Source organism: Paraburkholderia steynii (assembly GCF_900100565.1).
Classification (GTDB): domain Bacteria; phylum Pseudomonadota; class Gammaproteobacteria; order Burkholderiales; family Burkholderiaceae; genus Paraburkholderia; species Paraburkholderia terrae.
This window is the reverse complement of sequence record NZ_FNDI01000005.1, coordinates 44,419-57,488: the sequence shown is the minus strand read 5'-3', so window position 1 is coordinate 57,488 and position 13,070 is coordinate 44,419. Positions and strand designations below refer to the sequence as shown.

The following is a 13,070-nucleotide window of genomic DNA, read 5'->3' as shown; positions in this document are numbered from 1 at the left end:
CTAATGCAACGGCGCCTTGCGCAGTTCATTGACCTGCTTCGCCGTCACGGGCAAGCCGTGATTGCCCCACGCGGTGCGGATGTACGTGACGACGGCGGCGAGATCGGCGTCGTTCAGTTCCTGCGCGAACGGCGGCATGCCATACGGCTCGGGATTGCGCCGCGTGCCGGGCGGAAAGCCGCCGTTCAGCACGATGCGAATCGGGTTGACGGCCGAGTCCATTTCGATCGACTGGTTGTGCGCCAGCGGCGGATAGTGCTGCAGATGACCTTCGCCGTGCTCGCCGTGGCATGTCGCGCACTTCTGCATGTAGATGCGCTGGCCGTTCTCGAACACAGCCGGCTTCACGGTCGCCGACGGGCCCGTCTTGCGGCCGGGGTCGTTATCGGGCAGCGTCTTCAGATAGACGGCCATCGCCTTCACGTCGTCGTCGGTCATGTATTGCAGGCTGTGATACGTGACTTCGGCCATCGGGCCGTAGACCGCGCCGCGATCCGAGATGCCCGCCTGCAGCAGATCGACGATGTCCTTGATGCTCCAGTCACCGAGACCGCCGTCCTTGTCGGAGGTGAGCGACGGCGCGTACCAGTTCTGCACCGGGATCAGGCCGCCCGCGAACTGCTCGCTCTTCGATGAGCCGCCGAGCAGATTGATCTTCGTATGGCACATCGAACAGTGGCCGAGTCCTTCCACCAGATACGCGCCGCGATTCCATTCGACCGAACGGCTCGGGTTCGGCTGGTACTCGCCTTCGCGGAAATACAGCGAGCGCCAGCCGATCAGCAGTTCGCGCTGATTGAACGGGAAGCGCAGTTCCAGCTTGCGGCTCGGTTGATGCACGGGTTCCACTGACTGCAGATACGCGAAGATCGCGTCGGAGTCTTCGCGCGTGACTTTGGTGTAGGCCGCAATCGGCATCACGGGATAGATCAGCTTGCCGTCGGGACTTTTGCCCGTGCGCATCATCTTGAAGAACTCGTCGGCGGTCCATTTGCCGATGCCGTACTCCTTGTCGGAGCTGATGTTCGGCGTGTAGAAGGTGCCGAACGGCGTCTCCATCGCGAGGCCGCCGCCAAACGTCTTGCCGCGCGGTGCCGTGTGGCACGCAACGCAATCGCCCGCGCGCGCGAGATACTCGCCGCGCTTGACGATCTCGGGGCGCGTGTCCGGGCCAGCAGGCGCGGTGGCTTCTGCTGCATGCGCGGCGGCGATGAACGGCGAGCGCGGCGCGAGCGCGACGAGCGTGAACATGGCACCCACGGCGAGCGACACGGTGATGCGGCGCGCGACGCGCGCTGCGCGTGGCATGCGATACACGGAGCTGATCGACACGGAGCTAAGGGAGAGAGTCTTCATTCCGGTTGGCTCCCACATGCGAGCGGCAGCTTGCCGGGCAATCGCGGCACGGGACGCGGATCGGCGGGACGCGGCTGGCGCGCGAGCCAGCTCGATACGGCGGTGATGTCCTTGTCGCTCAGCTTCACGGCGATGGTGTGCATGCAGTCGGGCGCGAGCGCGTGACGCGTGCCCGAGCGCCACGTACCCATCTGCCCGGCGATATAGCTCGCATGCAGACCGAGCAGACCGGGGATGCCCGGTTGCTGGCCCGTCAACCGCTCGCCATGACAGGCGGCGCATGCCGGGATGCCGCGCTTCGTGTCGCCTTGCATGACGACCTGCTTGCCGTAATCGAGCGTCGCTTGCGGCACCGGGTTGGTGTCGGGGTTCGGATACGGTGGCTGCAGATCGGCGAAGTACTGGCTGATCTTGCGCAGGTACTCGTCGGGCAGAAACGCGAGCAGATAACCCATCGGCGGATAGGTGCGGCCGCCGTCGCGAAATGCCGTCAACTGGTTGAACAGATACTCGGCGGGCTTGCCCGCGATACGCGGAAAGTAATCGTTGTTGCGCCCCTGGCCCTGCGCACCGTGACAGGTCGTGCAGGCGTGCATTTTCTCGTCCATCGCCGACGGCGTGGGCGCGTCGTTCGACGCCGCGAATGACGCTCGCGCGCAAAGGGCGCACAGCAGCAAAAGGATCGAAGAGCCGATGGTTCTGCGATGCACGACTGGCCTCGTAGGGAAATAGGGTTTGTAGATATCGTTGTGTTGCACCCTTGGGAAGAGACGCATTGCGCTCTTCTCTTTTGCTTCTCTACCGCGGCCGCATCAGCGACCCATGACATGCGAATGATTGCTGCTCTTACATGCGCGATGCGCGGCGCCGACAGTCTAGTCAAGTCCGCAAAAGCATGCAGATGAGGGTACGGATTGACGCGCGCGCATGCTTCGCGCTTGCCTACGATCAGGCAAACGCATTGATACGTTAAGGCATCACGATGACGGTGGCGTTGCAATCATCATAGATGGCAATTGGTCGCGTTTCAACGCAGCAAAAACAGTTGCAGTAATTGTCGTGTCAACTAAGCACTTGTGCAGATACTGCAATCGCATTCACGCGAGCAGGCGCATGAACGCTTCACGCGCATCGCTGACGCGTGCGCTTTCGCCGGGACGTCCGGGCAGCAGATGAAACTCGACGGCTGGCAACTGAGGCAGGCCGATCGTCGGCGGACACAGCACCATGCCCGAACCGATCGACGATTCATTCAGACATGAGATGCCGAGCCCCGCCTTCAACGCCAGTTGAAGACCCGCCATGCCCGATGCCGAATGCGAGACGAGATACGACACCTTGTTCTCGTCGAGCAACCTGACGACGAAGCGCTGCAGCTGACAAGTGGACGGCAGCAGCACGAGATGGAAAGGCGCGGCGACGTGTCGCGGATCGGCGTCGGCGGACATGGCCCAGACCAGCTTCTCGCGCCGCACGACGGTGCTCGCCGCTTGCGGCCTGTTCGATGCCGCGCGCTTCGTGTCCGGCGCGACGATGCGCAGCGACAGGCCGATATCGAACGTGGTGTCGTCTTCGACGCTGCTGTCGATCACCGCGCTCGGCAGCACAGTCACATGCAGACGCAACCGCGGATGCTGCTCCGAGAATATTTTCAGCACGCGCGCGACGTCGTGTGGCCGGTAGTAGTCGGTGATCGCGATGCGCAGTTCGCCGTCGAGCGAGCGGCCTTGCAGATCTTCGAAAGCCGCTTCGCTCATCGCCAGAATGCGGCGTGCATGATCGAGCAGCTTCGCGCCTGCTGGCGTCGCGGTGACGCCCTGCTTGCCGCGCAGGAACAGCGGCTGGCCCGCGCGCTCTTCGAGCTTCTTCAACTGCTCGCTAGCCGACGACTGCGACAGGAACACGCGTTCCGCGCCCGCCGACACGCTGCCTGCTTCCGCGACGGCAACGAAGGTGCGCAGCTGCGCAAGGTCGAACGCACGCTGGTTCATGTTTCGGATTCTCCGATGGATGACATCCTATTTTCCCGCTTTTCCGATTGATCGTCCAATCCTACGATAGCCGTCAACCGATACAACTGGAGGCGATCGTGGGACAGGGATCTGGAATGGGCGGCAATCACCGCTGGAAGGTGCTGGGCGTCGGCTTTGCCGCGAACGCGAGCTTTTCGGCCGCTTTTTCGGGCATTCCGACGACAGCGATTTTTCTGCGCAACGGCTATCACATCGGTAACGGCGGGCTGGGCCTCGTGCTCGGCATGCTGGGGCTCGGTATCGCCATCAGCGAATTGCCATGGGGATTGCTCACCGACCGTTGGGGCGACCGGCGCGTACTGCTGCTCGGCCTTCTGGCGACGGCAGCGGCGCTCGCAGCGATGGCCGGCTTCGTGGTGCCGCACGGCGCCGATGCGCCGGGCATCGTGCCGCTCGCGCTTGGATTGCTGGCTGTCGGGCTGCTGGGCGGCAGCGTCAACGGATCGAGCGGGCGCGCGGTAATGGCATGGTTTCGCGAAGGCGAGCGCGGCCTCGCGATGAGCATCCGGCAGACAGCCGTTCCCGCTGGCGGCGGATTGGGTGCGCTGACGTTGCCGTCGCTTGCCGCGCATTTTGGCTTTGTGGCCGTGTATGGCGTTCTGGCCGTGCTGTGCGCGGTGACCGCGTGGTTCGCGTGGTGCTGGCTGCACGAGCCGCCCGTCGCGGCTGCGTCGGGCGGGCAGCATGCAGCGGCTGGCGGCGAACTCGCTGCTTCGCCTGCCGCGCCCGCCGCGCCGATTTCGCCGCTGCGCGATGCTGGCGTCTGGCGTGTCGCTCTGGGCATCGGCGTGCTGTGCGTGCCGCAACTGGCCGTCGTGACGTTCGCGACGGTCTTTCTGCACGACTTCGGCCATGCAGGCGTGTTCGAGATCAGCGCGACGATGGCCGCCGTGCAGACGGGCGCCGCCGTTGCGCGCGTGTGGAGCGGGCGCTGGACGGACCGGCACGGCAACCGGCGCCAGTACATGCGCGCCTGCAGCGTGCTGACGGCGCTACTGTTCGCGACACTCGCGTTGCTTGCCGCGGGCGCCAACGGCGCGCACGGCGCGATCACGATCGTGCTCGCGGCGATGGTGGTGCTCGGCGGCGTGAGCGCGTCCGCATGGCACGGCGTCGCCTACACCGAACTCGCGACGCTCGCGGGCACGCGCCGCGCGGGCACCGCGCTGGCGATGGGCAACACGTGCGCGTTCATGACCCTGTTCGTTACACCGCTTGCCATTCCGCCGCTGCTCGCGGCGACCTCGTGGCCGGCCGTGTGGGCAATCGCCAGCGTGTTCGCGCTGATTGCGCTGCCCGTCTTCCCGAGGCCCGTGCGCGCGGCGGGGTACGCGTCGAGAGCCAGGGCGTGATCGCGTCGACACTTTCTTGAACATCTCTTTTTTTGCGTCCGGTCATGAGCCGGACGCTTTTTTATTTTGGTGTTATTTCTTCAAGGTGAAGTTAATCGAATTCACCCTATGGATGAAAATCGATGTGATGTGTCTGATATTTCTGTCGTGAAAGTAGGAATTATTTTAGAGGTTGATTTTTGTGGGTTTCGCTTTCTAAGCGGGTTCTTCTCTTTAGAGCATTTTGCGCGACCATGATTTCGTGGCGTACGTCGTATTCACTGCAAATCTAAGATGCATTGGCGCGATTTTGCGAGAGCCGGCCGGGTGCGCCGATTGCCTCTGCGCGCCAGCTTCCTGCACGCTGTGGTTTCCTAACCTGCCTTTAGAAACTTCGGAAATAGTGCGATGAAAATGGTTAAGCACTATCTCAATGGAAGTGTCTGAAATCGGTAATTACTCAACGAAACTTGTAGTTTGTCTTTGAATCGGCCATTGATTCGGAACTCTCTGATATTCCATTTTTGCCGCAAATGTTTTGATTCATTTTGTCAGAACATGATTCGTTATATGTCGCGAGCGTTGTCGTAAAGCGGGCTCGTTTCGACGTTGCCGCGAAATGAGCGTTTCGACATCGACAAACACAAACCAATAACAAGGCGGCAATAGTGAATCTTCGAATCATGCTGGCAGACGATCATCCGTTTGTTCTGCTCGGTATCCGGGCCACGCTCGTGGCGCACGGAGGATTCACGATCGTCGGCGAGGCAACGAGCCCTTCGTCGCTCGTTCAACTCATGGGTAAGACCTCATGCGATGTGCTGGTCACGGACCTGACCATGCCGGATGCGTCGGGTGACGCGGACGACGGGCTGCGGCTCATCCGGCGCATTCGCGGCGGCTGGCCCGAGGTGCGCATCGTCGTGCTGACCAGTCTGACCAACGCGGCCATTCTCCGGTCGATCGTGTCCGACGGCGTGATCGGCATGCTCAACAAGAGCGAATCGATGGACGAACTGACCGCGGCTATCCGCGCGGCGGGCGCGGGCCGTTCCTACGTCAGCCAGTCGATCCTGCTGACGCTCGCAGAAGCGAGTGGTGAGCCGCTTGGCATGTCGCCCATGCGCAATCTTTCCCCACGCCAGGCCGAGGTGATCCGCATGTTCGTGCGCGGGCAGTCGATCTCCGAAATCGCCCGCGACCTGGGGCGCGATGTCCGGACGGTCAGCCGGCAAAAGCGCGACGCAATGGCGAAGCTGGGCGTCAGCAATGATCCGGGGCTTTTTGCGTTCGTGCGGGCGTATGGTCTTGCGCAGAAGGTTGTGCAGGATCGCTAATCAAATGTCATCGCTAAATGATTCTTCCAAATTCAGAGAAGTCTTATGTCGGGGGGCGGTTGAATGTCTGATCCTCAGCCGGCTATGGGCTCGCCGAATCAATACCAAGCTACAGAGCACAGGGAGCGACCACGCGTGAATATCAGAAAGGATGTGACACTGCCAATCCGCACCATCATCGCCGACGACCATCCACTGGTCCTACTCGCGATGGAGAATCTGATGTCGGGGTTTCCGAATATCGAAATCGTTGGGAAGGCAACGGACTCATCGGAGTTGTTCGCTGAGGCGCAGCGTGTCAAATGCGAGCTTGTCGTCATGGATCTGTACATGCCTGGTGGTACATATGGCGACGGCGTCGACATGGTCCGACAGTTCAAGGAACGTCATCCCGACGTCGTGGTCGTGGTGCTGACCATGGAAATCGCGGCGGATTCCCTGCAAAAGGTGATTTCGCTGGGCGTGGGTGCGGTCGTCAGCAAGCGCGACCGTATCGATCTGATTCATGTGGCGATCATTACCGCGTTGGCGCGCGAATGCTATGTCGGTCCCGCCATTCGCGCGTTGCTCGCCGACGCAACGTTGTCGCGCCGGATCGACTATGTCCGACAGGTTCTTTCGCGGCGCGAGCTCGAAGTGTTGACGCACTATGCGACCGGGCGTGGCGTGACCGAAATTGCGCTGAGGCTCGGTCGTAGCGTCAAGACGATCAGCGCACAGAAATGCACTGCAATGCGCAAGCTGTCGCTGCAGAGCGATGCCGATCTGTTCCGGTTCGCCGTCGAACATGGTCTGGTGCCTGACGATCCATCAAGTGGCCCAGGCGGGTCCGGCAAAAGAGGCTGACGCAGCGAAGCTGCGACCCTGGCGAAGTGACCGTCCTCGAGGGGAACGCGCTGTACGGTGACGGTCCATCAACAAGATCACAACAAGATGGAAAACAAGATTCGCGTCATCGTCGCCGACGATCACGTGTGCGTGCGCATGGGCGTCAGGTGTTTGCTGGAACAGATCGCACATGTGTCGGTGGCGGGCGAAGCAGCGAGCACGCAGGCACTCGCTGAACTGCTCGATGCGTGCGCATGCGACGTCGTCGTAACGGATATTGGCATGCCGGGCATCGACGGAGAAAGCAATGCGATCCAGTTCCTGCGGCGGCTGCTGCATCACACGCCTCAGTTGCCGGTTGTCGTGCTCACCATGATCCATCAGCCGTCGATCCTGATGGGGCTGCTGCAGCACGGCGTTGCCGCGATCGTCGATAAGCGCGATATCACCGCGTCGCTGATTCACGCGATCGACGCCGCGCTGACTGGCCAGGGTTACTTGTCAGATCACGCGCGCGCCGCCATTGCGAAGGCGGGCACACCGCAACCGCGGGCAGGCGTGATGAGCGCGGGCGAATGGAAAGTCTTCACGATGTACGTGAGCGGCCTGACGATCGGCCAGATTGCCACCAAGCTGAACCGCAGCACAAAGACGATCAGCACGCAGAAGCGCAATGCGATGCGCAAGCTGGGGCTCGAGACGGAGGCCGACGTAATCGACTATGCCTGCCAGATCGGCCTCACCTGAATGATTTCGGAGTTGTCCGATTCTCTATCTCGTTCGCCGGCCCAACAATCTTCTGTTGGACTCCCGGATCGAGAGGGGGCGGCGCCACTCCATTGATTTGCCATGCAAATCAATCGACACCAGGCGCAAGCATGTAAGCCGTCTCAGAAAGTCGTCGGGACGAGCAGCCGTTACGGGAGGATGCATGTCAGGGCTGGGAAAGCGATTGGTTGTCGAAGGTGCCGGGACGGCGTGGCTCGTGTTCGTTGGATGCGGCACGGCCGTGCTCAACACCGGCGCGCAAGGTAACAGCGTTTTAGCTGTGCCGCTAGCATTCGGACTCGCGCTGGCGACAGCGACTTACGTGCTTGGGCGGTTCTCCGGCGCTCACTTTAATCCCGCCGTCACCGTCGGTTACGTGACCGCGCAGCGGTTTCCCGTCCGCGATCTCGCGCCCTATATCGCCGCGCAGGTGCTTGGCGCGCTCGCGGGCGCGGCGCTGCTCGTCTACATCGCCAGCGGGCGTCCCGGCTTCGAACTCGCAGCGAGTGAATTCGGCGCGAACGGATATGGCGACCATTCTCCGGACGACTATCAACTTCATTCCGCGCTGGCCGTCGAAATCACCATGTCCTTTGCATTCGTGCTGGCGCGCATGCTGATGTCCAGCGGCCAATCCGCGAACCTGATCGATCCGCTCGTCGCAGGCCTGTGGCTGATGCTGAGCTACGTCATTGCGACGCCCATCACCAATGCGTCGTTGAATCCCGCGCGTTCGACCGGCCCGGCTCTCTTTGTCGGCGATTGGGCGCTCGACCAGTTGTGGCTTTTCTGGGCAGCTCCGCTGGCGGGCGGCATGCTCGCCGGCTTGGTCCATTCGCGACTGTTCAGCTACCCATGCGCTATCTTCGCCCGGCCGCCGCGCGAGAGCCGGCATGGCGAGTCGGCGTGAGCGTACGCACATGTACCGTTCGCGTATCTCCACTCATTTCCGTCTTCATTCCACACATCGCGTCTGGCTGATCGCAATCCGCCTGGTGCTGAAAGCAAGCCTCGCGCTGTTGCTGATCGTGCTGGGCGTTCAACAGGCTCATGCCGCGCTCGGCGCTCGGCCACGCGGATTTCCTCCCAAACTGATAGTCGGCGTGCTCGCCAGCGGCTGGTCGCCTTTTGAGATGTTTCAGGAAGGCCGGTTCACCGGGCTGAGCGTCGACTATCTGCGCGCCGTCGTCGGGCCGGACGTCGAGATCACGACGAAGTCGTATTCAGACCTGAACCAGCTGCTCGCCGCGGCATGCGCGAATCGCATCGATGTGCTGACGAGCATTGCCCGCACGCCTGAGCGCGAGCATTGCCTGTCTTTCTCGGTGCCGTATTTCCGCGGATCGACTTCCGTCGTGACGCGGGCGAGCAATGCGATGGCTTTGTCGAGCGAGTCCCAGGTGCAAAGCGCGCGCGTCGCTATCGAGCGCGGGTTCGCGCTCGGCGCCGTGCTGCGCGAGCGCTTCCCGCGCGCACGTATCGATAGTTTTGCCGACACGCTTGCCGCGTTGCGCGCAATCAAGCGGGGTGACGACGACGCCTATTTCGGCTTTACGCCTGCCGTGCGGCACTATCTGGCGGACCCGGAATTCCGTGACCTAAGTATCGCGTTCGAGGAGACGGGGCAGGCGAGCGAGATGCGCTTCGCCGTTCCTGCCGGGAAAAGCGACCTGCGCGACAAGCTGGACCGCGGGCTGTCCGCGCTGCGACCGGACGACGAAGCCGTAATCCGGGCGCGCTGGATCGGCGGCAGCTTCGAAGCGCGGCCTGCATCGGCGGTGTCCAATCTCGTGCTGAGCCGTGAAGAGCAGGCATGGCTCAGGTCGCTTCCGCCGCTCTCCGTCGGCTTCGACGCCGACTGGGCGCCGTTCAGCACGCTCGACGACCTCGGCCGTCCCTCGGGCATCGCCGCCGACTATCTCGACTATCTGGGTCGCACGCTCGGCCTCTCGTTCCACCGCGCGCCGGGGAAGGACTGGACGACCACGGTTGCCGATTTCAACCGCGGCAACGTCGCGCTGCTCGCGACTGCCACGCGCAATGATCCGCACCTGGAGTATGCGACATTCACCCACGCGTACGAAACGTATCCGCTTGTCATCGTCGCGCGCGAAGCCGAACCTGCTGCGCGCGGCCTCAACGATTTTGCCGCGCGCCGCATCGTGTTGTCGATTCATAGCCAGGGGGCGTTGCCATTCGAGTTGTACGGCGTAGTCGCGACGCACGCGACGGTCGCGCCAAATCTCGATGCGGCGCTGAAACTGCTGGCCGCCGGCGGCGCCGACGCGCTGGTTGGCAACGTCGCCGAAATCGACGCTGCGCTGACACGGGAATACGCAGGCGTGCTGAAAGTGGTCGGCGTAGTGCGCGAGCCAGATCCCATCGGCTTCGCGGTTCGTGACGACCTCGCGCCGCTGGCGGGACTGATCGACCGCGCGCTGCTCGCGATGCCTGCCTCGGAGCGACAGCGCATCCGACAGAAATGGGTGACAGGCGACGCACCGCCGCAAGGCGGCTGGAGCGTGACGGCACTGCGGCTGCTGCCTGTGCTGATCGGCATCGGCGTCGTGTTGTTGCTGACGTTGCGAGCGTATGTGTTGCTGCAGCGCGAAGTCAGCCGGCGCGAGCGCACTGAGCGCGAGCTCGAATCGCAACTGAACTTTCAGCAGACGATGATGGAAATGGTCCCGTACCCGCTCGTCGCAAAAGATCTGCAAGGGCGCTACATCGGCGTGAACCGGGCTTATGAAGAAGCGACGGGCCTCAGGCGTGAAACCGTGATCGGCTGCACGAGCGCGGACGTTCATGCCTGGGGAGAGGACAACAGCTTGCGTCTCGAGCAGTTGACACGCGAGGCGCTGCAAAGCGGCTCGGCCACGCAGATCGAACTGGAGTTCGAAGACAGTCAGTACGACAGCCGGCACGGTCTCTTTTGCGTGTGCGTCTGCAACGGCGTCGACGGTACGCCGCTGTGCGTGCTCGGCACGCTCGTTGACATTACGGATATCCGTCGCGCCGAAATGCTGGCAAGCGAAACACAGCGGCGCCTCGTCGACGTAACCAGCTCGTTGCCGGCCGTGGTGTTCCAGTTGCGCCGCGGGCTCGATGGCCAGTACACGTTCCCCTATGTGGGCGGCGATACCAAACAGTTGCTGGGATACGACAGTGCCGTTCTGATGCGGCGCGCCACGCTCAATTTCGGCACCATTTGTGCGGACGACCGTCCCGGCGTCGTCGCCGCACTCGAGCGGTCCGCCGAAATGTCGGAACCGCTGCACCTGGAGTTTCGGATCGACGGTCCCGGCGAGCAGCGCTGGGTTCGCGCGGAACTCGTGCCGTGTCGCGAGCAGAGTGGCGCGACCGTCTGGAGCGGCTATTGGGTCGACGCTAGCATCGAACGGCTGCGTGCCGACGAACTGGCGCGTGCGCGCGATCTGGCCGAAGCGGCGTCGCGCGCAAAAGACGATTTTCTCGCGATGATGAGCCACGAAATCCGCACGCCGATGAATGGCGTGCTCGGACTTGTCGAAGTCCTGGAGCGCACCCGGCTCGATGCCGACCAGGGCGAGATGCTCGGGATGATTCACGAATCGGCGGGTGCGCTGCTGCAGATTCTCGACGACCTGCTCGACTATTCGAAGATCGAGGCGGGAAGACTGACCATCGAATCCGAGCCGATCGACCTGCGTGATCTGGTCGATACGGCGGTTGGCCTGTTGGCGGGGCGCGCGCACGAGAAAGGTCTCAAAGTGCGCGTCGATATCGATCCGCAGGTCGCCGCAACGCTGCGCGGCGACAGCGTGCGGCTGCGACAAATCCTGTTCAATCTGCTCGGCAACGCGATCAAATTCACGCCGCGGGGCGAGGTCGACGTGAACGTGAAGGTAGTCGAGGAAAGCGAGGCGGGACAAACGGTCGAGATGAGTGTCGTCGATACGGGTATTGGTATCGCGCCTGAAGTCCAGGCTCGCCTGTTCGAGCCTTTCGTGCAGGCGGAATCGTCGACCACGCGGCGCTTCGGCGGCACGGGCCTGGGGCTGACGATCTGCCGCAAACTGATTGCGTTGATGGGCGGCACGCTGTCGTTGTCGAGCACGCCTGGTAAAGGCACGCACATGACGCTGCGTTTGCGGATGCCGCTCGAAATGCAGCAATACACGGCGGGCGGATTGCGCGGCAAGCGCGGCGTCGTCGCGACGCCGGATGCGTGCGTCGCGAGGGCGCTTGCGCACTTCGGCGCGGCGCTCGGCATCGAATTGCGTCGCGCCGGTGCCGATCTTGCCGAGTTGCGCGATCCGCAAGCGCTGCGAGGTGTGGACCTCGTATTCGTCGGCGACGGCGTCGACCTGCCGGCTGCCGTCGCGCAGTCCGGCGCGAAAATCATCAGCCTGACCGAGAAGCCGAAGCCGACAGGCTATCGGATCGTTGATAACGCCGTGCGCGTGAGCATCAACCCGATCTCGTGGCGCGGCTTGAGCGCGGCCTGCGCGGCCGCGTTGACGGGCCTTTCGCCGACGCCTGCGCGTCATCCGGGCGCAGCCGAAGCCGCCACCGCGCCACCGGATCGGGAGCGCGCGATTGCGTGCGGGCGTCTCGTGCTCGTCGCCGAAGATCATCCCGTCAATCAGGAACTGATCCGTCATCAGCTGGCGCTGCTCGGTTTCGCGTGCGACGTCGTCAATGACGGCGCCGAGGCACTCAAAGCACTCAATGCGACACCGTACGGCTTCCTGATTACCGACTGTCACATGCCCATCATGTCCGGCTACGAATTGGCGCGATCCGTGCGCGAAAGCGAGCAACTGACAGGCGTACACCTGCCGATACTCGGGATCACCGCGAACACCGCGCCCGAAGATCTAAAGGCATGTCGCGATGCCGGCATGGACGATTGCCTCGTCAAACCGACGCGCCTCGCCACCTTGCGCGAATATCTGAACCGCTGGTTCGGCGCGGACAGCGCGCGGCCCGCCACGCAAGGCGACGCGACGGCTGCTGTCGTCGCGGATGCGGAACCTGCAAACGTCGGCAGCATCGCATTCGTTCCCGTCGATCTCAGTCAGTTGACGCAGATCTGGGGCAGTGAATCGACGGTAAAGTCGCTGCTCGATGCATTCGTGTCGGCCGTGCGTGACGATCTGCGCGCGTTGCCGCCGCTGCTGAACGACCTCGATGTCCCGGCGTTGCGTCAATGGCATCATCGCGTCGCTGGCGCGGTGGGTGTGCTGCAGTATCCGCCGCTGCTCGGCGCGCTCGAACAGTACCGGCGGCAATTGACCTCGGCGCCGTCGGACACGCTGCGCAGCGAGGGCATTGCGCTCGTGCGCACGTGCAATACGATGCTCGACGGCATCGAAGAGCAGGCGGCGCTGCTCGCCTGACTTCCCGTTCCTTCTCCTGCTTCGCAACGCTTTGCG

At 63.0% G+C, this 13,070-nt stretch carries 9 protein-coding genes; 6 read left to right on the top strand and 3 right to left on the bottom strand.

Features of this window, described 5'->3' with window-relative positions; genetic code table 11:
- The 3 genes from BLT65_RS11190 to BLT65_RS11180 all read right to left on the bottom strand — a co-directional run bounded on the left by BLT65_RS11190 (window position 1) and on the right by BLT65_RS11180 (window position 3,347).
- Window positions 1-1,356, bottom strand: a complete 1,356-nt coding sequence (locus BLT65_RS11190) for a c-type cytochrome (RefSeq protein WP_091777756.1) — start codon at window positions 1,354-1,356, stop codon at window positions 1-3.
- Window positions 1,353-2,066 carry a c-type cytochrome gene (locus tag BLT65_RS11185; RefSeq protein WP_091777754.1) on the bottom strand — a complete coding sequence of 238 codons (714 nt, stop codon included), beginning with the start codon at window positions 2,064-2,066 and terminating at the stop codon, window positions 1,353-1,355. Before BLT65_RS11185 ends, BLT65_RS11190 begins: the two co-directional genes overlap by 4 nt.
- A 387-nt stretch (window positions 2,067-2,453) precedes the next feature.
- Window positions 2,454-3,347: a LysR family transcriptional regulator gene (locus tag BLT65_RS11180; protein WP_042306286.1), complete on the bottom strand. Its 894-nt coding sequence runs from the start codon at window positions 3,345-3,347 to the stop codon at window positions 2,454-2,456.
- A 116-nt stretch (window positions 3,348-3,463) separates the two neighbouring features.
- On the opposite strand from BLT65_RS11180, the gene BLT65_RS11175 reads away from it, so the two are divergent.
- The 6 genes from BLT65_RS11175 (at window position 3,464) to BLT65_RS11150 (ending at window position 13,034) form a co-directional block, all read left to right on the top strand.
- Window positions 3,464-4,741 carry an MFS transporter gene (locus BLT65_RS11175; RefSeq protein WP_091777751.1) on the top strand — a complete coding sequence of 426 codons (1,278 nt, stop codon included), beginning with the start codon at window positions 3,464-3,466 and terminating at the stop codon, window positions 4,739-4,741.
- 662 nt (window positions 4,742-5,403) lie between these two features.
- Entirely contained in the window at window positions 5,404-6,057 is a 654-nt protein-coding gene (locus BLT65_RS11170; RefSeq protein WP_091777749.1) for a response regulator, read from the top strand.
- Between the two features lie 135 nt (window positions 6,058-6,192).
- Window positions 6,193-6,903, top strand: a complete 711-nt coding sequence (locus BLT65_RS11165; RefSeq protein ID WP_042306283.1) for a response regulator — start codon at window positions 6,193-6,195, stop codon at window positions 6,901-6,903.
- 87 nt (window positions 6,904-6,990) lie between these two features.
- Entirely contained in the window at window positions 6,991-7,632 is a 642-nt protein-coding gene (locus BLT65_RS11160; protein ID WP_091778138.1) for a response regulator, read from the top strand.
- 184 nt (window positions 7,633-7,816) lie between these two features.
- Window positions 7,817-8,563 carry an aquaporin gene (locus BLT65_RS11155; RefSeq protein WP_091777747.1) on the top strand — a complete coding sequence of 249 codons (747 nt, stop codon included), beginning with the start codon at window positions 7,817-7,819 and terminating at the stop codon, window positions 8,561-8,563.
- On the top strand, window positions 8,547-13,034 hold the full coding sequence (locus BLT65_RS11150) for an ATP-binding protein (protein ID WP_244186482.1): 4,488 nt from the start codon (window positions 8,547-8,549) through the stop codon (window positions 13,032-13,034). Before BLT65_RS11155 ends, BLT65_RS11150 begins: the two co-directional genes overlap by 17 nt.
- The last annotated feature ends 36 nt before the right edge of the window (window positions 13,035-13,070 follow it).